Raw genomic sequence first — 22,186 nt, forward strand, 5'->3', positions numbered from 1 at the left:
TCAAGGAGATGTGAGGATGAAAAAGATCATTATTGATAGACCGGATAAGATTCATGCAGAAACGATTATTGTAGGCGGAGGCGTTGTTGGATGTGCCATTGCGTATGAGCTTGCTTCCCGTGGACAGGATGTGCTGTTACTGGAGCGTTCGGCGATTGCAGGAGGGACTTCTTGCGCAGCGGCTGGGATGCTGGCAGCAGACAGTGAGGATTTTGCTCATCCTTTGATGGCTAAGCTTGCCAGGCAGAGCAGGCAGTTACTTATCGAGCAACAGGTGCTAATGGCTACACTCAGTGAGGTAGAGACTGGTCTGCAACGCCAGGGATTCCTAACTCCTTTTCGTTCATACAGTGAATTAAGTAGTTATAAGGACAATCGGAAGTTTGCGTTGTCTGCTTCTGCTGATGAGGTGTGGTGGGACCGTTCCGTTGTGCAACAGGAGGCATCATGGCTTAACAGAGATACGTATGGAGCCTACTACAGACCTTACGAGAGTGAGATTCTTCCTGTCCATCTAACGAAGGCATATGCTGAATCCGCTCAAGCATTGGGAGCACGGGTTATGGAGGACATACAGGATATACGTGTGCAAGCAAACGAACACGGCGTGCAGGGGATCACCACATCGATCGGTGAGATGAAATGCAAACATGTCATTATAGCGGCTGGATTACAGAGTGAAGAGTTGATGAGACATGTGAATCTGAGCTTGCCTGTGTGGTCGGTAAAAGGTGAAATAGCCGCCGTTCAGTTCTCAGATGAACATGCAGGGTACAGACCTGATAGAACGGTGTATGCAGAGGATATCTATATTATTCCCAAAGCCAATGGAGAGGTTTGGCTTGGGGCAACCAGTCTGCCAGGCAGAACGGATTTGAACGTTTCTGTACAGGGTGTTCAGAAGCTGCTAACAGCGGCTACCCACTGGGTGCCTGGGATGAAGGAAGCACAATTTATACGAGCGTGGGCAGGCGTAAGACCGGCAACTCCCGATGGACTGCCTTATATAGGTGCTTGCAAGAGTATACCCGGGTTGTTTGCCGCCTTTGGACATTACCGCAACGGTATCTTGCTTAGTGCGATAACAGGCAGGCTTATCGCTGAGTTGCTCGCTGGCAAAAGCTCAGAAGAACTCGGAATTGAGGCGCTGAGCCCTGAGCGATTGAACAGAAAGGGAGTGGTGCAGTGAATATCATCGTTAATGGTCAACGGATGGAGATTGAAGACAGATTGAATCGTGTGGATAAATTACTCCAATCTTTTGATTTGCAAGTCAAGACTGTAGTTGTAGAGCTGAACAAGCATATTTTAACCCGTGAGTATCATGAAACGACGGCATTAAGAGAAGGCGATCGAATTGAGATTGTACATTTTGTAGGAGGCGGTTGATGATGTTGAACATTGGTAAATATACGTTTGAGTCCAGATTGTTGCTTGGAACAGGTAAGTTTTCGGATCTGGAAGTGCAAAGTCAGGCTGTGGAAGCATCTGAAACGGAAGTTTTGACCTTTGCTGTTCGTCGTCTGAATCTGGAAGAGCGTAACCAGAAGCATTTCCTGGATACGTTGGATCTGGATAAATACACACTTCTTCCGAATACGGCAGGGGCTTTCACTGCGGAAGAGGCGGTGCGGATTGCCGAGCTTGCGCGGGCTTCAGGACTTTGTGATATGATAAAAGTCGAAGTCATCGGAGATGGAATGACGTTGCTCCCAGATCCGATTGAAACGTACAAGGCTTGCGAAATTTTGCTGGAAAAGGGCTTCACGGTATTGCCTTATATTTCGGATGATGTCATTCTGGCCAAAAGGCTACAATTACTTGGCGTACATGCTGTAATGCCTGGCGCTTCTCCCATCGGAGCTGGTAGAGGTATCATCAATCCCTATAACCTTGAGATCATCATTGAGCAGGCCGTTGTACCTGTAATTGTGGATGCAGGATTGCGCTCCCCAAAAGATGCTGCTTATGCGATGGAACTTGGTGCCGATGGCGTATTGTTAAATACAGCCGTATCCGGATCAGGGGATCCAGTGAGCATGGCTAAAGCGATGCGATTGGGGGTAGAAGCGGGTAGATTGGCATATGAGGCAGGCATGATTCCCGTAAAGCGTTATGCAGCAGCCAGTAGTCCGGTGGAAGGAATGGTTCATACATGACAGATCAATTAACATCTTCCGAGCGGGCCGATCGTTATTCCAGACAGGAACGGTACGCGCCACTTGGCAAGGAAGGCCAGGCCAGATTAAAGGGCAGCAGAGTTTTAATTGTAGGCGCTGGCGCACTCGGAACAGGAATTGCAGAAACGTTAGTTCGTTCAGGAGTCGGACACTTAACGATTGTGGATCGTGATTATGTGGAGTGGAGTAACCTGCAGCGGCAGCAATTATATGTAGAACAGGACGCGATGGAGCGGATACCGAAGGCAATGGCGGCGGAAAAACGTTTATCTGCCATTAATTCCACGGTTCATGTGGAAGGGAAAGTGTTGGACGTCAGAGTAGATGAGTTGGAAGAACTCGTTCAGCATACAGACTTGATCATGGATGCAACGGATAATTTTGATACTCGGCTACTCATTAATGATATGGCACAGAAGCACCGTATTCCCTGGATTTATGGTGGATGCGTAGGTAGTTACGGTATTACCTATACATTTATGCCTGGAGATACGCCATGTTTAAATTGTTTGCTGGGTGAAGTCCCTCTGGGTGGAGATACTTGTGATACGTCTGGCATCATACCTCAAGCCGTACAGATGGTAACGGCGAATCAGACCGCAGAAGCGATGAAGTTACTTAGTGGCAATGCAAATGCATTGAGACGTAAGTTATTGTCATTTGACGTGTGGAGGAACGAATACATATCCATTAATGTGGATGGTGCGAAAAAGAAAGACTGTCCTTCCTGCGGTACTTCGGCAACGTATCCATATCTTTCTGCGTCCAATCTGGAGAAAACAGATGTGTTGTGTGGCAGGGACACCGTTCAGATCCGACCTGCAAGGCGCATGAATCTGGATCTTCAACATACAGCGGAACGTCTGGATAGACTTCAAGAAGGAAAAGTGGAATCCAATCCGTTTCTGGTTTCTTTTACAACAGGAGTCCATAGAATGGTCATTTTCCAAGATGGACGTGTCCTCGTACACGGAACAAAAGACACAGCTGAAGCACGTACGCTCGTCCATCGCTACTTTGGTTAAAGCAAGAAAGAAGCAAAGTCTGTTCCCTTGAGGGAATGGACTTTTTCATTTTACGGCATGCTATCTGTACCAACCATTGCTGCGAGCAGTGGGGATAGAGACAGGCCGGGTGAAAAAGAGTGAAAACAGCCATTTTGCTGATTGGAGCAGGAGAGCAGGTCAGCCTTATGCAGGATGTTTTATGTAGCGAAGGGTATGAGGTGCAACGAATGGGGTGGTCCGAACTAAACCAATCCGTCGAGCCTTCGTTGTTGCATATTAACCTGATCATCCTGGTAGACCGGGAAGAGGGGAGGAAACATTGTGGCCAGGCTCAGAAATTAGAATTAAAACGATGGTTAGATAAAGGTCAGGTTATACCTCTACTGGTTATTACTTCAAATGCATCTCCTGAGTTCATCGTGGAATGGCTGGATTATGGAGCTAATGACGTGATGGAGGAACCTATCCACATGACCGTAATGCTTGCCAGAATACGAAACTTATTGCGTGTTTTTGCGAATGCAACACCAGAGGGCGAAGAAGTAATTGTAGTTCATGATCTTAAAGTGAATTTGCGTTCAAGACGGGTAAATCGTGCGGGTGAATACCTGACATTAACACCAAAAGAGTACGAATTGCTGGAATTTCTGGCCCTGCATGTGAATGAAGCATGTACCCGGAGTGATATTTTGCGGGAAGTATGGGGATATGAGTATGCGATGGATACCAACGTTGTGGATGTGTATATCAAACATCTGAGGGTTAAGGTGGATAAGGGAAGAAGTGTGAAACTGATTCATACTGTGCGTGGGATCGGTTATATGTTGCATGATAAAAATTAGATTACTAGGTTAGTTCCATGAATCACCAGTTTAAAGTGTGGCAAAAAGAGGGTAAAAATAAAAGACCGGATAATACCCCCGGTCCTTACTCATTAGCTATGATGTGAATCTAAAGTACACGACGAGCTTTAACATACGTTCTCTTCCAAGTACCAGAGTCCAGATCAGAGAGGGTTACGCCTGGAGATCCGTACGTATGCAGAATCTTACCATTTCCCGCATAAACGCCTACGTGAGTGACATTGGAACCGGTAGAACGGCTACCGCTGGAGAAGAATACCAGATCTCCGACACGGAGATTAGCTTTAGACACAGCTTTACCTTCTTTGGATTGGTTCACGGAAGTGCGCGGCAAGTCTACACCATACTTTTTGAAAATATATTTCATAAAAGAAGAGCAGTCAAAAACTTTGGTTGTTGAGGTTGAAGCACCAAATTTATATGGAGTTCCAGTGAATTGTTTACCATAGTTAACAATCTGTTGACCTGTGGATACAGAAGCAGTTGCTGCCTGTGCAACAGGTGCGTTAGTCATTAATACAGCTCCAAAACCTAGTGTAGCGCACAACCCGACGGTTACGGCCTTTTGGACAAAGATGTTTGTTTTCATGTTAGTTAGTACCTCCAAAATTCGTTTTCGTTAAGTTGCTAGAGCGAGTATAACAGCTTTGTAACAGCCTAGAAATTGGATAGGGAAGTGTAATCCCTTGCGCCGCAATGGTTTGGGTATGTTTATTAAAATATGATTAAAAATGTCAAAAAATTAATCATTGACGTATGGAGGATAATGATGAAACAACAAAGACCCTTGAATATCAAGGGTCTTTGTTATGTGTGAACCTATTTTCTTGATTGAATCACTGGTTACAAAAACGTAATAAATAACTATGAAGCATACGAGTAGATTCAATCTTTGCTCTGAATAATCAGTAATAAGCCGCTATCGATAGTGACTGTACCGGAGGAGCCTAAGAGCTTGTTGCTTACACCCAAGGATTGTCCCATGCGAATAGTGGCTTGATCTAGTGGATACATAAAACCATCTAGAGTTATTCCTGCAACTTCATGAGTCAAGGGGAGCAGAGAAACATATTTATAGTCACGGTGCTCAACCACAGCTTTGGATGTGGTCAGTGTCATGTAATTGTGCTTGTCCTGAATGGCACAGGAGATATGATGCTGCATCGCGCGAACCATGATATGTACATTAGCGAGTGTGTGATCCATACGTGTACCTGTAGCACCTAACATTAAGATGTGAGAAGGTTCGTAATCTAGCGCTGTCTCAAAAGCCATTTCTGTATCAGTAAGATCTTTATGAACAGGGTCACATGTAATGAACCGAATGCTATTGTTACTTACAATGATACGTTCCTCTTCATTAATGGAGTCGAAGTCTCCTACTGCAATGTGTGGCTGAATTCCGTGTTCAATTAAAAATAATGCACCGCGATCGGCCGCGATGATCATATCATCTTCTCGTATTTCCTGAAGTAATTCTACAGATAAGTTTCCGCCTGTAAAAATAATAATCCGTTTCGCCGTCATTTTATTTCATCCTTCCTAATTCAGAGAAAAATAGTCCATTGTTCAAATATAATGTTGGAACCTGTACAAATATATTCACCAAACCAGTATAATCCACAAAATGTGGTTGCACAATTTCAGTGCTCGCGGATACAATGGGTAGAGCGACATGGAGATGACTTGAAAAGTGAGGTTTGAACAGGTTGGACTTACACATTTTTGAAGTATTCAGCATTATAGGCACTATCGCATTTGCAATGTCCGGTGCCTTCGTGGCAATGGAAGAGGAGTATGACATTCTGGGTGTTCTAGTGCTTGGACTTGTCACGGCATTCGGAGGCGGGATTATCCGGAATGTACTTATAGGTATACCTGTAACGACACTGTGGAGTCAGGGATCACTTATTATGTTAGCCCTAGTATCAGTAGCGATTGCGTTTATATTACCTCTCAAGTGGATTAGTCACTGGAAGCGAACAGAGGCGCTGTTTGATGCAATCGGACTCGCAGCATTTGCAATTCAAGGGGCGCTCTACGCGGCGAACATGGGACATCCTATTAGCGCAGTTATCGTTGCAGCAGTAATGACCGGTATTGGTGGAGGCGTTATTCGTGATGTGCTTGCTGGACGTAAACCGCTTGTATTGCGTGACGAAATCTATGCTGTATGGGCAATGACAGCCGGTTTTGTTATAGGTATGGGCTGGTTAACAACGAATGCTGGATTATTATTTTGTTTTGCGGCCGTTGTGTTCTTCCGGATGTGTTCTGTACATTATAAATGGAAACTGCCACGTCGTTCGCTCGTACCATCTGAGACCGGAAACGTCAGTCCTCAGCCGGAGAACATTGTGACACAGCCAACATCGTCGGTACTTCAAGGTACGTTAAGCAAGGGGGATTAATATGATTAATGTTTTGTTTGTATGTCTGGGCAATATATGTAGATCACCAATGGCTGAAGCCGTTTTGCGTCACAAAGTCCTGGAGAAGGGGCTTGAACACCAGATTCGTGTGGACTCAGCGGGTACAGGGGACTGGCATGTTGGTAAACCTCCGCATGAAGGGACTCGAAAATTGCTGGATTCGTACCAGATTTCTTATGCCAACATGGCAGCAAGACAGTTCGCCAGCGAAGACTTTACTCAATTTGATTACATTGTGTGTATGGATAATTCCAATGCAGATAATGTGCGCAACGTTCCAGGCGGAGCTGAGGCGGACATCATCAAGTTCATGGACATGCTTCCCGAGGAAAAACTCAGAGAAGTACCTGACCCATATTACACAGGCAATTTTGAAGAGGTGTACGAGCTGGTTAACGCAGGCTGCGATGTTCTGTTGAGTAAGATTGAAGCGGAACATTCCTTAGCCTAAAAAGCAAACGAAATTCATGCTTAATTTGTAATTCGACAAAGAAGCAGGATTAGAGCACTTAAAGCAAGCAGGATATCCTGCTTCTTTTTCAGGTTACAATTGTAAGCGGTATCATTAAAATGAAAAACAATAGCGGCATTTCAGCCGCCTGTTAAAGTGGTCCTTTTATCTTTCCTGGAGAAAATAAAGTAATGCTTCGGGCAATTCCTTCTGCCAAAAACCCCATTGGTGTTTTCCGTCTTTCTCCTGGTAGGAGACGAGGGCACCACGTTTTTCCAACAATTCTCGAGTATCCCTGTTTAATTGAACGAAATCATACGTGCCCGTGTCTGCCTCGAAATCAGTCTCCTGCAAACCAACGATCATCCAGATCGAGAGCCAAGACAGATCTTCAGCTGCGGCATAGATTTCCTGTGAAGCAGAGTAGAAGGCGCCAGACATGCTGATCACACGTGTGAACAGATCCGGATATAACAGAGCAAGATGAAGCGAAACACTGCCACCGAGCGAGTCTCCGGCAAGAATGCGTTCCTGCGGAGATGGACGCACAGGATATTTCTCTTCTATATAGGGAATAATCTCTTCAGCGAAGCAAGCGGTATATGCCTTGAACCGATCTCCAAATGGGGCATATTCCTGCGTTCTCACAGACACATCGACCTGAACCCCTACAATAATGAAAGGTTCGGCTCCTTCGTCCAGAATAATTTGGTTAGCTGTTGTAGCAATTCGTCCGAAATTAAAAAATTCTTCGCCATCCTGACAATATACGACAGGGTAGCTAAGCAATTCGTTATAGCCCGGAGGAAGGTAAATACGGAGCGTTCGCTTCTCTCCGAGATAGCGACTTTCAATCTCTTCCTTCACAATCGTGCGTTTCAAATAGCGGGAATCCGTCATAAAACGTCACCTTTCTCGGTTAATTTTTTGCATTCGACCGCGCAATACGGTAAGATTACCCTTGTGCGGGGTTAGGTCAAACACGCAATCATGTATTATGCTGTTATACCAATATTAAGCCCCTGTTATACATACAATCCGGCAGGAAACATAAAAAAATTACGGATTTCTTTGACGTATGGAGTGAAACAGGTGTATAATAATATTATAACAGCGGAACTTGATATTCAAATTTTTTGTTGAGGTGAAGAAAAAAATGAGCAAGGTTCCTTATGAAGTGTATACAGAGGATGTAGAAGCTCTGTCCGTGCTGTCTCCTGACGGCGAAATTGTTAACAAAGACATGATGCCTACACTTTCCGATGATCAATTAAAAGAAATTATGTACCGCATGGTATTTACCCGTACTTGGGATGACCGTGCAGTAAACCTGGGCCGTCAAGGTCGTCTTGGTTTCTATGCTCCAGTATCTGGTCAAGAAGCGACAATGGTTGGTAGTGAATTTGCAATTGAAAAAGAAGACTTTGTATGTCCTGGCTATCGTGACATTCCGCAACTCGTATGGCACGGACTTCCTCTTTATCAAGCATTCTTGTACTCCCGTGGACACCAACATGGTGGACAAATTCCAGATGGCGTTAATGTATTGATGCCACAAATCATCATTGGTGCACAAATTCTGCATGCAATGGGTATCGCTATGGGTTACAAATTGAAGAAACAAAAACAAGTTGTTATCACGTACACAGGTGATGGCGGTTCTTCTGAAGGTGACTTCTATGAAGGTCTGAACTACGCTGGTGTATACAAACTGCCTGTTATCTTCTTCGTACAAAACAATGGTTATGCCATCACAACTCCTTTTGCTAAACAAACAGCAGCTCTGTCCATCGCTCACAAAGCGGTAGCAGCAGGTATCAAAGGTGTTAAAGTTGACGGTATGGACATCTTCGCTGTTATCAAAGCTGTTCAGGAAGCTGCTGAGCGCGGACGTAACGGAGAAGGCGCAACATTGATCGAAGCAGTAACATACCGTTTCCGTCCTCACTCCCTTTCGGATGATGCTTCCAAGTATCGTACAAAAGAAGAAGAGGCAGAATGGTCTGCTAAAGATCCTATCGCACGTTTCGCTAAATATCTGGAGAAAAAAGGTCTTTGGACTGAAGAAGATACAGCACGTGTGAAAGAAGAAGCAAAAGCTAAAGTAAATGAAGAGATCAAAAAAGCGGAAAAAACCGAGAAAATGACGATTTCAGGCTTGATCGACAGCATGTTCGAACAAACGCCTAAGCACTTGGAAGAGCAAAAAGCTGATTTCCAATAAGTTTTTTCCGATAAAGCATAAACATCCGTGACTTTAATGTCCCGGTATACATGTACGAATTCAAATGTGAACTGTCAATGTTTAAGGAGGAAATGAAGCAAATGGCACAAATGAACATGAAAGAAGCAATCCGTGATGCGCTTCGCGTGGAGTTGAAACGTGATCCTAACGTTCTGCTTTTCGGTGAAGACGTAGGTAATGTAGGCGGCGTTTTCCGTGTAACGGAAGGTCTGCAAAAAGAGTTTGGCGAAGAGCGTGTATTTGATACACCACTGGCTGAGTCCGCTATTGGTGGTCTGGCTGTAGGTCTGGGTGTACAAGGCTTCCGTCCGGTTGCTGAGATCCAATTCGTTGGTTTTATCTTCGAAGCCCTTGACCAAATGGTAGTGCAAGCTGCTCGTATGCGTTTCCGCTCCGGTGGAAAATACAATTCTCCAATCGTATTCCGTACACCATTCGGTGGCGGTGTAAAAGCGGCAGAATTGCATACAGATTCCCTGGAAGGTCTGCTCACGCAAACACCAGGTATCAAAGTCGTTGTTCCTTCTAACCCTTACGATGCAAAAGGACTGATGATCGCTTCTATTCGCGATAACGATCCTGTATTCTTCATGGAGCACTTGAACTTGTACCATGCTTTCCGTGCAGAAGTGCCTGAAGAAGATTACGTTGTTGAGTTGGGTAAAGCGAACGTTGTTCGTGAAGGTTCTGATGTAACAATCATTACTTACGGTATGATGGTTCACACTTCTGTGAAAGCAGCAGATGAACTCGAAAAACAAGGAATCAAAGTTGAAGTTATCGACCTTCGTACGGTTAGCCCGATCGACATCGATACTATCGTTGCTTCCGTTAAGAAAACAAACCGTGCAATTGTTGTACAGGAAGCTCAAAAGAGCGCAGGTGTTGCAGCTGAAGTCATTGCCCAAATCAATGAAAAAGCAATCCTGCACTTGGAAGCACCGGTTCTGCGTGTAGCTGGTCCGGACACTGTATATCCATTTGCACAAATCGAAGATACATGGCTGCCTAACCCGGCGCGTATCGTTGCTGCGGTTAACAAAGTCGTAAATTTCTAATTTAATCATCTGACATGCCGCAAGGCGCAGTATGGTGATTCACACCGCAGCGCAAGCTGCACTGTAAACAGCCATTAGCCCCTTGAGTAACAGTTATTTGCATTAGCAGTAACAGTTGTTTCTTGGAGTTAAGGGTTGTTTTCAGGATTGAGCACATAATCAAGGAGGTTTTTCAGTTGGCTAAATTTGAATATAAATTCCCTGAATTGGGCGAAGGTCTGCACGAAGGCGAAATCATCAAGATGCACATCAAAGTCGGTGACAAAGTAACTGACGACGACATCATCATGGAAGTACAGAACGACAAAGCGGTTGTAGAAGTACCTTGTCCGGTTAACGGAACAGTTACAGAAGTATTCGCTAAAGACGGTCAAGTCTGCCACGTTGGTGAAGTTGTAGCGATCATCGATGCAGAAGGCGAACTTCCTGAGCAAGACGACGCTCCTGCTGGTGATCAAGGCGAGCAAGAGAAAGATGCAGCTCAAGGCGGAGCTGACACAAGCGGTTCTTCTGCAGCAGCTTCCAGCTCGGATGCAGCTAAAGAAGGCGGCAACAACAGCGTTCCGGCAGTACCTGCCAAAGACGTTCTGGCAACACCAAGCGTGCGTAAATTTGCTCGCGAACAAGGTGTAGACATCGCACAGGTTAACGGCACTGGCAACAACGGTAAAGTAACCAAAGAAGATGTTGAATCCTTCAAAAACGGTGGCGGTTCTTCCGCAGCGGCATCTTCCGAAGCTCCGGCTCAAGAAGAGAAAAAATCCGCAGCACCAGCAGCGGCTGCAGCTGATCAATACCTTGAAGAAGAGCGCGTACCATTCAAAGGTATCCGTAAAGCAATCTCTAATGCGATGGTTAAATCGGCTTACACAGCACCTCACGTTACAATCATGGACGAAGTGGACGTAACTGAATTGGTTGCTTTCCGTACTCGCATGAAACCAATTGCAGAGAAAAAAGGAACAAAAGTTACTTATCTGCCATTCATCGTTAAAGCACTGGTTGCGGCTTCCCGCCAATTCCCGGCTCTGAACGCTATGATTGATGAAGAAGCTAACGAAATTGTTTACAAAAAATACTACAACATCGGTATCGCTACAGATACAGACAACGGCTTGATCGTTCCTGTTATCAAAGATGCTGATCGTAAATCCATCTGGATGATCGCTGATTCTATCCGTGATCTGGCTGCTCGTGGTCGTGAGGGCAAATTGAGCGCGAATGAAATGAGAGGAAGCACAATCTCCATCAGTAACATCGGTTCTGCTGGCGGTATGTTCTTCACTCCAATCATCAACTTCCCTGAAGTTGCTATTCTCGGAACAGGACGCATCAGCGAAAAAGCAGTGATCAAAAACGGCGAAGTAGTTGCAGCACCTGTAATGGCTCTTTCCCTGAGCTTTGACCACCGTATCATCGATGGCGCAACAGCACAAAACTTTATGAATTACATTAAACAGCTGCTCGCTAACCCTGAGCTGCTTGTTATGGAGGTGTAAGATATGGTAGTAGGCGACGCTTCTCTCAATATCGACACATTAGTAATTGGTGCGGGTCCTGGCGGCTATGTAGCTGCCATCCGCGCTGCTCAACTGGGCCAAAGCGTATTGATCGTAGACAAATCCGAACTGGGCGGTGTTTGTTTGAACCGTGGATGTATTCCATCCAAAGCCCTGATCTCTGCTGCACACCAATATGAGTCTGCACTTCACGGTGAAGCTTTTGGTATCTCTGCTGAGAACGTAAAAGTGGACTTCAGCAAAACTCAAGAGTTCAAAAACGGCGTTGTTAAGAAAATGACTGGCGGCGTAGCTGGTTTGCTCAAAGGCAATAAAGTTGAAGTTTTCAACGGTGAGTGCATGTTCATCAACGAAAACGAAGCTCGTGTATTCAATGACCACGAGTCTCCACGTTACAAATTTAAAAATGCAATTATTGCAACAGGTTCCCGTCCAATCGAACTGAAACCTTTCCCGTTTGGCGGACGCATTCTGTCTTCGACAGAAGCTCTGAACTTGCCTGAAGTACCAAAAAGCATGATCGTTATCGGTGGCGGATATATCGGTGCTGAGCTTGGTCAAATGTACTCCAAATTCGGTGCAAAAGTAACAATCATCGAAGGTTTGGATACAGTACTGCCAGGTTTCGATAAAGACATGACTAGCCTCGTGGCTAAAAACATGAAGAAAACAGGCATCGAAATCGTAACGGGTGCAAAAGCTGAAAGTGCTGAGCAAACGGATAAAGATGTAACTGTTAAGTACTCTGTAAATGGTGAGTCCAAAGAAGTAACTGCAGATTACCTGCTGGTAACTGTTGGACGTCGTCCAAACACAGATGGAGAACTGGGTCTCGACATGATTGGTGTTGACGTTGACGAGCGTGGATTTGTCAAAGTTGACCACCAAGGTCGTACCAGCATTCCTCACATCTTTGCTATCGGTGACATCGTATCTGGCTTGGCTCTGGCGCACAAAGCTTCTTATGAAGGTAAAGTGGCTGCTGAAGCAATCGCAGGACAACCATCTGTAGTTGACTACAAATGTATGCCAGCTGTTGTGTTCACAGATCCAGAGTGTTCCAGCGTAGGTTACACTGAAAAAGAAGCTAAAGAAAAAGGTTACAAAGTAAAAGCAGGCAAGTTCCCTTATGCGGGTAACGGCCGTGCTGTATCTTTGAACCACGCTGAAGGCTTCGTGAAAATCGTAGCTGACGAAGAAAGCGGCCTTGTATTGGGTTGCCAAATCGTAGGTCTGGAAGCTTCCAACCTGATTGCTGAGCTTGGTTTGGCAATTGAGATGGGCGCTACATTGGAAGATCTGGCTCTCACAATTCACGCTCACCCAACTTTGGGCGAAATCGTGATGGAAGCTGCGGAATTGGTTATGGGTCACCCGATCCACATCATCTCCCGTTAAGATCATCTAAGCTTCGGATCCGTCCGGCATTATACGTATATCAGAAGAGACGAATGACGTTAACGCGTTATTCGTCTCTTTTTTTCTGAGCAAAAGCTGAGAAATTCAAGATGCTAGTGTGTATGATGTGATGAAAAGTTACACGCTCAAAAGTTTCCCTGAATTGATTTTATCCAACAACGCAATTGTGGTACACTGTAGTAATGATCAGTCGTGATGTGGCTTAAAGCCAATCACGATCTATGTAATTAGTATTGAAGTTAAACTAATCTTTTACACGAGAACGTAGAGGACAGAAAGAACCTGAAGAAGCGGAGTGTTCGCCTTTATCCCCGGATTTTACCTTTTGAAAAGGAAATCAAAAAAATCTGGGGATAACAGCGATCGGAAGGTTGTTCTGTCATCGGAGTGGTAAGTGTAAATATTCTTTAGTGAGGGGATATCAACATGAAAAACTATCTCGATTTATTGCAGGATATTCTGAACAACGGCGTGCATAAAGGAGACCGTACAGGAACAGGAACACAATCTGTATTTGGCAGACAGCTCCGTTATGATCTCTCCGAAGGGTTTCCACTGGTAACAACCAAACGAATTCATCTCAAATCGGTTATTCATGAACTGTTGTGGTTTTTGAGTGGCGATACCAATATATCTTATCTGAAAGAAAACGGTGTGAAGATCTGGGACGATTGGGCGGACGAAAATGGGGATCTCGGTCCGGTATACGGCTCGCAGTGGCGCACATGGGAAGCGCCGAACGGAGAAAAAATTGATCAGATCGCCGCAGTCATTGATTCGATTAAAAATAATCCGGATTCACGTCGTCACCTTGTCAGCGCATGGAATGTGGCTGAGATCAACAATATGAAGCTTCCACCTTGTCATTTTGCGTTTCAGTTTTACGTTGCAGAGGGTAAATTATCATGTATGCTTACGATGCGTTCTGTGGATACGTTCCTCGGGTTGCCGTTTAACATCGCGAGTTATGCGCTCTTGACTCATATGATCGCTCAGCAATGTGATCTTGAGGTGGGTGATTTCATCTGGTCTGGAGGGGATGTTCACATCTACTCTAACCATGTCGACCAGGTCAAAACGCAGTTGGAGCGTGAACCTTATGCTTTACCTAAGCTGGTAATCAAACGTAAACCGGATTCTATTTTTGATTATAAGTTTGAAGATTTCGAGTTTGAGAACTATCAGCATCATCCGGGCATTAAAGCTCCAATTGCAGTCTAATTATGTGTTCAATCTCGACAAGAGACTTGGATTGAAGGAGTGTATTACCCTTGAGTATTGAATTGGTATGGGCAATGGGGGAGAACGGTGTGATCGGATTAAATAATTCGATTCCATGGCGTTTACCCAAGGATATGGCCTTTTTCAAACAACGTACGCTGAACAAAACAATTATCATGGGGCGTAACACGTGGGAATCTTTTGGCGGTAAGCCGCTTCCTCAGCGGCGTAATATCGTAGTGACAAGAGATCTGAACTACAAGGTGGAACAGGCTGAAGTCGTACATACGATTGAGGAGGGTCTGAGTGTAACCAAAGGTGAGGAACTGTGCGTAATTGGGGGTTCCCAAGTGTATCGTGAGTTCCTGCCACTTGCAGATCGTCTTGTGGTGACCAAAATTCATGAGAATTTTGAGGGAGATACGTTTTTCCCTGAAGTGGATTGGTCCGAATGGGAACTGATTGAACAGATTGAAGGCGAACAGGATGAGAAAAATGTTCATGCGTATACATTCGAATTTTACGAACGTAAACGGTAAATATGGCATAAGAAATTCCTGACTTCGGTCGTATTTGTATGATGAGAGGGCGCTGATTACGAAATATTCGTGAACAGCGTCTTTTCTTTATAAAAAAAATGAGTCACTTGTTTAAACTGGAATACATATAACATTAATATGACATAAGTAATTGGAATTTATGTATATTATACATACGGCCAAGCATTAAACAGTAAAAAAGTGTAAAAGTTTTGAGGTTTTAACGTTGTGAAGCCCTAAAACAGGTCTGATATTCGGAATTGAGAACGATTTATAGCAAAATATGTTGAATTTGATGACAAATTATCTGACATTCACTTAACGTTTCGACCTTTTATTTCTTTAACACAAGCCAGATTTCGCAGTTCAAAACCACATTTAACACCAAAATAAGGGTATTGACCATGGGTAGACTTGAAAGATATGATGTATAAAATACAAATAATTATGCGGATAATCCATTTAATATTCAGCACAGTAAATGCTACTATAATTGAAATATCTTCGAGAAGATTTTGTGATACAATAGACAAAAACTCAAGTAATGAGTAATCCATTTCATATAGAACCATGCACATGAAGGGATTAAGACAAGAACGGATGGGGGAAAACGTAAGATGTCTACACCTACTGGATTTATGGAATACAAACGTCAACTGCCAACAGATCGTGAGCCAGCGGAGCGGATTAAGGATTGGGAAGAGTTTCATAAACACATGGCTGAAGAAGAGCTCAGAACACAAGGTGCACGATGCATGGATTGTGGTACCCCGTATTGCCATACAGGTATAGATATGATTGGTGGCACGTCAGGTTGCCCCGTGCATAACCTGATTCCAGAATGGAATAATCTTGTATATCGCGGATTGTGGAGAGAAGCACTTGAGCGCCTTCACAAAACGAATAATTTCCCAGAGTTTACAGGTCGCGTCTGTCCAGCTCCTTGCGAAGGATCATGTACAGTTGGCTTAATTGGTCAGCCTGTAACCATCAAAACGATTGAAGAAGCAATTATTGAAAAAGGTTTCGAAGAAGGATGGGTCGTTCCCCAACCTCCTGAAAAACGTACGGGTAAACGTGTAGCTGTGGTAGGTTCAGGTCCAGCGGGATTAGCTACTGCCGCTCAGTTAAATAAAGCAGGACACTCGGTAACCGTATATGAGCGTTCGGATCGTGTCGGCGGATTGCTGATGTACGGTATCCCAACGATGAAATTGGATAAAAACGTAGTTCAACGTCGTGTTGATCTGCTCGAAGCAGAAGGCATTCAATTCATTACGAACACCGAGATTGGTAAAGATATAGCAGCACAACAACTGGTGGATGAATATGACGCTGTTGTATTGTGCGGTGGTGCAACGAAGCCGCGTGAATTCAATATTGAAGGCAGCGACTTAAAAGGCGTTCATTACGCAATGGATTTCCTGAATGGCAGTATTAAGAGTTATCTGGACTCCAATCTGGAAGATGGTCAATATCTGTCCGCTAAAGATAAAGATATTATCGTCATTGGTGGCGGTGATACAGGATCTGACTGTGTGGCTACATCGCTGCGCCATGGTTGTCGTACGATCACTCAATTCGGTACGCATACACAAGCGCCTATGGAGCGTGATCGCATTAATAATCCTTGGCCACAATTCCCGAACGTATACACACTTGATTATGCGCAAGAGGAAGCCAAAGCGTTGTTTGGTCAAGATCCGCGTGAGTTCTCCATCATGACAACGAAATTTGTCGGAGATGATGAGGGGAACCTCAAAGAATTGCATACAGTACAGATCGAGCGTATTGTGGATGAGACTGGTCGCAAGATTTATCAGCCGATTCCAGGTACAGAGCGTGTATTCCCGGCTCAGATGGCCATGATTGCCATTGGTTTTGATGGACCGGAACAAACGTTGGTAGAGCAACTGGGACTTGCAACAGATCGTCGCACAAACGTTAAGGCACGTTACGGCAAATACAACACCAATGTGGATAAAGTATTTGCAGCAGGTGACATGCGTCGTGGTCAAAGCTTGGTTGTATGGGCGATTAATGAAGGCCGTGAGGCTGCTCGTGAAGTGGACAAATACTTGATGGGTGCTTCGGTTCTGGTGTAAAGTATAGAATAAGATATCAATGACAACCTTCGCGATCAGCGAGGGTTGTTTGCTGTTATTTTAACCAATTTGACTACATATTTCATGTAAGTGTGAGCAATATCATTGCTTTTTAAGTGATAAAGATTTATTATTATATTATAATGATTATAAATAAGGATTAACTGAAACCATGAATCTGTACGATAAAAGTAAATTTCAATGAATATAAATCGGAGGTGCGACCTGCTATGGCAAGTAACCGGGACAAGTCCATTTCAGAACAGATCTTTCACATTAAAAATCAATTGGTTGAAAAAGGATATAAGTTAACACAACAACGGGAAGTTACTGTACGTGTATTGCTTGAACATGAAAAGGATCATTTTAGCGCAGAGGAAGTATTTCTGCTGGTTAAGGAGCAGTTCCCTGAGATTGGATTGGCTACCGTATACCGCACTCTCGAACTGCTGAGTGACCTTCAGGTCGTTGAAAAGATTAACTTTGGTGACGGCGCTGCGCGCTTTGATCTGCGAAGTACAGACGGTTCCCATCACCACCATCATTTGATCTGTACAGAATGTGGTAAAGTGGAAGAGATTATGGAAGATGGTCTGCTTCGTTTGGAACAACAAATCGAGCGTCAGTATGGCTTTGCTGTTACGGATCATCGTCTGGATTTCCAAGGAGTATGCAAAGAGTGCAGACAAAAGCATGTATTAAAGGAACAGGCAGCAGGATAATTCATTTCGGGAAGGTGCTCCCGAATCCAAAATCTGATATAATGAGTTTCAGAAGCAAGGGGCTTCCGTCGGCGGAATGCCCCTTTTTGCCGTCATGCGGACGGTGAAGGAGGAGAGATGGACGGATGAAGACACTGGTTATAGCGGAAAAACCCGACATGGGTCGAACCATTGCCGCCGTCATAGAACCAAAGGCCAAGAACAATCGCACGTATCTGGAGGGTGAACATTACATCATCACTTGGGCGATAGGGCATTTGCTTGGACTGGCTGAACCGGATGCCTATGATACAAAGTACAAACGCTGGAATATAGCGGACCTCCCGATCATACCCGATCAGTTCAAGATTGTACCCAATCCGAGGACTAAAGATCAGCTTAAAATGATTGGAGAACTGGCAAAACGGGCTTCAGCGATCGTTAATGCTTGCGATGCAGGGAGAGAAGGTCAGTACATTTTCGCCCTCATACAACAGCAATTGAAGCTGCGTCAGCCTGTAAAGCGTTTATGGATATCGGATTTGACGGCAGAGAGCATTAGACGTGGTTTTGATGGTCTGAAGGATGCCTCTGAATTTGAAAATCTGACCCATGCTGCTCGCGCCAGAAGTGAAGCCGATTGGCTGATCGGGATGAATGCCTCACGGGCGTTTACAACCCGCCATAATGCATTGTTGTCTGTAGGCCGTGTGCAGACGCCGGTACTCGCGCTAATCTACGATCGTGAAATCGAGATTGAAGCGTTCCAGTCACAGACCTTTTATGAAGTAGCCGCCTGGTTTCGGCAGGAAGGTGTTGAGTACCGGGGACTGCGTCAGGGAGATAAGTTGACCGATGCGGAGGCAGCAGAGGCCATTGCAGCCAGTGTGAAGGGCAAGACAGGGCAGATTACCAAATACGAAGCAAAGCAGACGAAGGAGTATCCGTATCGTTTGTATGACCTGACCCTTTTACAGCGTGAAGCCAATGCCAAGTTTGGATATGGAGCCAAAAAAACACTGGATATTGCACAGGCCTTGTACGAAAAACACAAGGTAATTTCGTATCCGCGGACAAACTCCAACTATGTTACAGAACAGAATATTGAAGGTATGCACAAAACACTAAACCTGCTTAAAAATGGTACCTATAGTGAGCTTGCGCAAGGGGCCAAGCCAGAGCTTGTTCATAAGAATAATAAAGGGGTATGTAATCCGAGTAGGGTTGAGGATCACCATGCGATCCTACCTACTTTGAAGCGACCAGGTACCTTATCCAAGGATGAGCAGAACATCTATGATTTGATTGTAAGACGTTTCTTGTCTCACTTTTATCCTCCGGCGGAGTATAAGCAACATACCGTGCTCACCGAAGTGGAGAAACATCAGTTTAAGACATCTGTCAAAGAGCTGTTGTCCCTCGGATGGAAAGTGGTTCTCGGTTCTGGAGATCAGGAACAGGGGGCTGCAGGCAAGAAAAAGACCAAGAAAAACGGCAATGAGGAAGAGGAAGCTGAAGAGTGGACGGACAAGGCTTTTGCTGTACAACCTGAATTGCCTGTTCAATGTACGAAGAGTGAGTTCAAGGAGAAGGCGACCCAGCCTCCCAAAAGTTATACCGAGGGAACATTGCTGAAAGCGATGGAGAGTGCAGGCAAGCAGATCGAGAATGAAGAGCTGCGAGATGCGATGAAAGATAGTGGTCTGGGTACTCCGGCTACACGTGCGGCTACAATTGAGCGTCTCAAAAACGTAGGTTACATTACGCTGCAAGGGAAGAAAATGCAGTTAACGCTCAAAGGCAGAACGGCTATTGAGTTGATTCGTCGCGCGGGTGTAGATCTGTTAACTTCACCTGAGATGACCGGGCAATGGGAAAGAAGGTTATATCAGATTTCCAAAGGTGAGGCGGGTCAGGACAAGTTCATGGAGAACGTTAAGAAATTCACCTTGTCCATCATTGAGAAAGTGCGTGTACAAGCCCCGGCACCAGCAGATGCTTTTGGGGAAGATTCGCGTGGAGGTAGGGGAAAAGGCAAGGGAGCCAGAACGCAGGCCGGGAATACAAGGACATCTGCCAAGATGGCTAGTGGCGGTTCAACTGTAAAAACGTCTCGTCAGGCTACGGCATCTTCATCGAGAGTTGGCAGTGGGAAAAGCACGACCACCAAGGCGCCGTCCTCAAGTGCGAGCTCATCTGGAGTGAGAGAGTTACTGGCACCTTGCCCTTCTCCCGGCTGCTCGGGTCAGATTATAGAGGGCAAGAAGGGTTATGGATGCTCACGTTTCAAGGAAGGCTGTTCGTTTGTGGTCTGGAAAGAGTATGCGGGCAAAAAAATCACCAGTACGATGTTAAAATCGCTGATTGAGAAGGGCAGTACACAAGTGCTGTCTTTCAAACGAAAAGACGGGAGTACGGTGAAAGCGCGTATTATTTTGCAGGACGTAGTAACAGGCAAATTATCTGGCGAGAAGCAGGATGCTTGATCTTAGTTAACAGTTAACATACAGCAAAAGGACCCTTAACCAAGGGTCCTTTTCTGTTGCTGCTGCTGTATATTTTCGTGTATGACTTTAGGGACCTCTTCCAGTGCAGTGATGGTATACATCGACGTTTCCGGATTAGGCTGAAGTTCTACGATATTGTATTGCCATTCATTCGGTTGTTTGATATAAATGCTGTGAATTCCGGCTTTTACAGCAGGCATAATATCTGTGCGTAGTGAGTTGCCAATCATCCAAGTTGCACGACGATCAAACGGACCGTTAGACAGAATGCCTTCCAGTGCCTCGACGTTTTTGTGTTGTCGGATATAGATCCGATCATCAAAATAAGCCGAGAGTTTCATCTGATCAATCTTGCGCTGCTGGATCACGGTTTCGCCGCCCGTATATAAGTAGAGGGAATGTCCAGCACCTTTGAGATTCTCAAGCGTTTCAACCATATGAGGGTAGGGTTCAACCTCCTGATCGTACACACTCATACCCAATTTACTCAGATAAGACTCTTCTCTGGGAGAGGTTAATCTGGCGAACTTGCCGGAGAAATAACGGTAGGTATCAATCAGGGATTGCGGGAAATGATGACTCGCAAAACCAAGCTTGTTCACTCCGGTTACATCGATCTCCAGCTGTTTTTCCCGAATCTCTTGTGTTGTCAGAGAATGTCCATCAAACCACTCTTGCATATTCTCAAAGAATTCTCCCAAAATCAGGTTGAAGTACTTGTTGCAATATACGAGTGTATCATCAAGGTCAAACAAAATATGTTGTTTCATTATTTTCATGATCTAACTCACTCCTTGTAGCCAGTAAATCCACAATGGTTCAACTAAATTAAATGCGAATATAGGATTCCAGGAACATATTTAATTCAGATACGCCATCCGGCCGAATACTGTATTTCTCTTTACGGTTACTTCCGAGCAGATGGGTCCGTAGCAGACCTGCGATGCGTAGCGCCATAACCTGGTCTTTGACCGTGTCTTCGTCTTTACCCAATTCTTCACACATCTCAGCGAGGGATTTGGGTTCATCCGATACGTAACGAAGCAGGCGAAGTCTTTCGGGATCAGCCAGCGCATGGGTGAAACGTAAAAGACATGTTGGTGGCTGGTCTTCGTTCTCTTCAGGTGCATCTACGGGATACTGCATGATCATCATACCCTCATAGAAGCAGTACATATTAATAGGACGATTGTGCACCGTTGGGAAGAGGATGACTTCGTTCAGTCCAGGCATCGGTTCAACAAGAACGCCCGCTGTAGCATATTCAATAAGCAGTTCAGAGCCCATTTTATCAAGCAAAATGCGTTTTTCTTCGGCATCTTCTTCCAGCCACACACGCTGATCTTCGCTCATATTCTGACAGTAGTGTTCATCCCATAGTCGCAATAATGGGACATAACTGTTCCGAATGCGCGTAGATTCTTCTATTGTAAGAGCGGGCAGAAGAGGAGACACACGTGCAAACAGGTCTTCCACTGTCATTCCGGCAAGCATGTCGAGGAAATCTCGATTCTCCGATGTATCATTTTGATAGGCTGCCCATGCAAACAAAACATCAAAATCATCAAAAGGCCAAGTGGCAGCAGGTGCGAGCGCAGCTCGTACATTGGAACTTAGTTTGCCTTCCACTTCCAGAATCCATTCAGGACCAATATCCAGATGCTGAATCCATTTTTTCGTGACATAAACCAGAAAGCTGTTAAGCATTTCATATATCGGTGAAACATCAATTTTCACATGATAAGCCATAATGTTGCAGAATCCTCCCGTCACATCTAAATGTACGCAGCGACTTAAGTACGATTAGTGCGTGTTCAAAAAGTCTGGTTTTCAGTACCAAGAAGATGGAAATGGAGTAGCGGAGCGTAGGAAAACTACGTGAGCAACGGACATTTCGGCTGAAATTCATCTTCGAAGCTGATGATGCCACTAGGCATG

At 44.9% G+C, this 22,186-nt stretch carries 21 protein-coding genes; 16 read left to right on the plus strand and 5 right to left on the minus strand.

The features are described from left to right. The first annotated feature begins 16 nt into the window (after nucleotides 1-16). The 5 genes from thiO to MHB71_RS07305 all read left to right on the plus strand — a co-directional run bounded on the left by thiO (nucleotide 17) and on the right by MHB71_RS07305 (nucleotide 4,029). On the plus strand, nucleotides 17-1,189 hold the full coding sequence (thiO, locus tag MHB71_RS07285) for a glycine oxidase ThiO (RefSeq protein ID WP_340029182.1): 1,173 nt from the start codon (nucleotides 17-19) through the stop codon (nucleotides 1,187-1,189). Further along, on the plus strand, nucleotides 1,186-1,389 hold the full coding sequence (thiS, locus tag MHB71_RS07290; RefSeq protein WP_036613636.1) for a sulfur carrier protein ThiS: 204 nt from the start codon (nucleotides 1,186-1,188) through the stop codon (nucleotides 1,387-1,389). The genes thiO and thiS overlap by 4 nt, the downstream gene beginning before the upstream one ends. Before the next feature lie 2 nt (nucleotides 1,390-1,391). Next, nucleotides 1,392-2,159, plus strand: coding sequence for a thiazole synthase (locus tag MHB71_RS07295; RefSeq protein ID WP_340030135.1), 768 nt, complete (start codon nucleotides 1,392-1,394; stop codon nucleotides 2,157-2,159). Continuing rightward, the gene (locus tag MHB71_RS07300; RefSeq protein ID WP_340029183.1) at nucleotides 2,156-3,205 is read left to right on the plus strand and encodes a ThiF family adenylyltransferase; all 1,050 of its coding nucleotides are present in this window, start codon (nucleotides 2,156-2,158) and stop codon (nucleotides 3,203-3,205) included. Before MHB71_RS07295 ends, MHB71_RS07300 begins: the two co-directional genes overlap by 4 nt. 119 nt (nucleotides 3,206-3,324) lie before the next feature. Then, complete coding sequence (locus MHB71_RS07305; protein WP_340029184.1) at nucleotides 3,325-4,029, plus strand: response regulator transcription factor; 705 nt, start codon at nucleotides 3,325-3,327, stop codon at nucleotides 4,027-4,029. 109 nt (nucleotides 4,030-4,138) lie between these two features. On the opposite strand, the gene MHB71_RS07310 is transcribed toward MHB71_RS07305, so the two are convergent. Together MHB71_RS07310 and MHB71_RS07315 are read right to left on the minus strand one after the other, a co-directional pair. Continuing rightward, the gene (locus MHB71_RS07310) at nucleotides 4,139-4,639 is read right to left on the minus strand and encodes a C40 family peptidase (RefSeq protein ID WP_076250238.1); all 501 of its coding nucleotides are present in this window, start codon (nucleotides 4,637-4,639) and stop codon (nucleotides 4,139-4,141) included. A 296-nt stretch (nucleotides 4,640-4,935) separates the two neighbouring features. After that, the gene (locus tag MHB71_RS07315; protein WP_340029185.1) at nucleotides 4,936-5,577 is read right to left on the minus strand and encodes a thiamine diphosphokinase; all 642 of its coding nucleotides are present in this window, start codon (nucleotides 5,575-5,577) and stop codon (nucleotides 4,936-4,938) included. A gap of 182 nt (nucleotides 5,578-5,759) precedes the next feature. Here MHB71_RS07315 and MHB71_RS07320 point away from each other — a divergent pair, with 182 nt between their 5' ends. Next, a complete protein-coding gene (locus MHB71_RS07320; protein ID WP_036613646.1) occupies nucleotides 5,760-6,461 on the plus strand; it encodes a trimeric intracellular cation channel family protein in 702 nt (233 codons plus the stop codon). A gap of 1 nt (nucleotide 6,462) precedes the next feature. Further along, nucleotides 6,463-6,933, plus strand: coding sequence for a low molecular weight protein-tyrosine-phosphatase (locus MHB71_RS07325; protein ID WP_339193715.1), 471 nt, complete (start codon nucleotides 6,463-6,465; stop codon nucleotides 6,931-6,933). Nucleotides 6,934-7,098: 165 nt separating this feature from the next. Here the strand turns inward: MHB71_RS07325 and MHB71_RS07330 are convergent, their stop codons facing one another. After that, nucleotides 7,099-7,833, minus strand: a complete 735-nt coding sequence (locus MHB71_RS07330) for an alpha/beta hydrolase-fold protein (RefSeq protein ID WP_074095466.1) — start codon at nucleotides 7,831-7,833, stop codon at nucleotides 7,099-7,101. A gap of 256 nt (nucleotides 7,834-8,089) precedes the next feature. Here MHB71_RS07330 and pdhA point away from each other — a divergent pair, with 256 nt between their 5' ends. The 9 genes from pdhA to MHB71_RS07375 all read left to right on the plus strand — a co-directional run bounded on the left by pdhA (nucleotide 8,090) and on the right by MHB71_RS07375 (nucleotide 20,227). Then, nucleotides 8,090-9,157, plus strand: a complete 1,068-nt coding sequence (pdhA, locus tag MHB71_RS07335) for a pyruvate dehydrogenase (acetyl-transferring) E1 component subunit alpha (protein WP_017688072.1) — start codon at nucleotides 8,090-8,092, stop codon at nucleotides 9,155-9,157. Between the two features lie 101 nt (nucleotides 9,158-9,258). After that, nucleotides 9,259-10,236 carry an alpha-ketoacid dehydrogenase subunit beta gene (locus tag MHB71_RS07340; protein ID WP_076210115.1) on the plus strand — a complete coding sequence of 326 codons (978 nt, stop codon included), beginning with the start codon at nucleotides 9,259-9,261 and terminating at the stop codon, nucleotides 10,234-10,236. 176 nt (nucleotides 10,237-10,412) lie between these two features. Then, nucleotides 10,413-11,735 carry a dihydrolipoamide acetyltransferase family protein gene (locus MHB71_RS07345; RefSeq protein ID WP_091029377.1) on the plus strand — a complete coding sequence of 441 codons (1,323 nt, stop codon included), beginning with the start codon at nucleotides 10,413-10,415 and terminating at the stop codon, nucleotides 11,733-11,735. Between the two features lie 3 nt (nucleotides 11,736-11,738). Further along, the gene (gene lpdA, locus MHB71_RS07350; protein ID WP_036613658.1) at nucleotides 11,739-13,154 is read left to right on the plus strand and encodes a dihydrolipoyl dehydrogenase; all 1,416 of its coding nucleotides are present in this window, start codon (nucleotides 11,739-11,741) and stop codon (nucleotides 13,152-13,154) included. A 447-nt stretch (nucleotides 13,155-13,601) separates the two neighbouring features. Beyond that, the gene (gene thyA, locus MHB71_RS07355; RefSeq protein WP_036613661.1) at nucleotides 13,602-14,396 is read left to right on the plus strand and encodes a thymidylate synthase; all 795 of its coding nucleotides are present in this window, start codon (nucleotides 13,602-13,604) and stop codon (nucleotides 14,394-14,396) included. 50 nt (nucleotides 14,397-14,446) lie between these two features. Then, nucleotides 14,447-14,935: a dihydrofolate reductase gene (locus tag MHB71_RS07360; protein WP_076250241.1), complete on the plus strand. Its 489-nt coding sequence runs from the start codon at nucleotides 14,447-14,449 to the stop codon at nucleotides 14,933-14,935. A gap of 617 nt (nucleotides 14,936-15,552) precedes the next feature. Next, complete coding sequence (locus MHB71_RS07365; protein ID WP_036673826.1) at nucleotides 15,553-17,040, plus strand: glutamate synthase subunit beta; 1,488 nt, start codon at nucleotides 15,553-15,555, stop codon at nucleotides 17,038-17,040. Between the two features lie 230 nt (nucleotides 17,041-17,270). Continuing rightward, nucleotides 17,271-17,762 carry a Fur family transcriptional regulator gene (locus MHB71_RS07370; RefSeq protein ID WP_036613667.1) on the plus strand — a complete coding sequence of 164 codons (492 nt, stop codon included), beginning with the start codon at nucleotides 17,271-17,273 and terminating at the stop codon, nucleotides 17,760-17,762. 125 nt (nucleotides 17,763-17,887) lie between these two features. Further along, nucleotides 17,888-20,227 carry a DNA topoisomerase 3 gene (locus MHB71_RS07375; RefSeq protein WP_340029186.1) on the plus strand — a complete coding sequence of 780 codons (2,340 nt, stop codon included), beginning with the start codon at nucleotides 17,888-17,890 and terminating at the stop codon, nucleotides 20,225-20,227. 35 nt (nucleotides 20,228-20,262) lie between these two features. On the opposite strand, the gene MHB71_RS07380 is transcribed toward MHB71_RS07375, so the two are convergent. Continuing rightward, complete coding sequence (locus tag MHB71_RS07380) at nucleotides 20,263-21,027, minus strand: HAD family hydrolase (protein ID WP_036613669.1); 765 nt, start codon at nucleotides 21,025-21,027, stop codon at nucleotides 20,263-20,265. Nucleotides 21,028-21,076: 49 nt separating this feature from the next. After that, on the minus strand, nucleotides 21,077-21,997 hold the full coding sequence (locus tag MHB71_RS07385) for a helix-turn-helix domain-containing protein (RefSeq protein ID WP_340029187.1): 921 nt from the start codon (nucleotides 21,995-21,997) through the stop codon (nucleotides 21,077-21,079). Nucleotides 21,998-22,186: the final 189 nt, after the last annotated feature.

The organism is Paenibacillus sp. FSL H7-0940, assembly GCF_037979415.1.
Lineage (GTDB): Bacteria > Bacillota > Bacilli > Paenibacillales > Paenibacillaceae > Paenibacillus > Paenibacillus amylolyticus.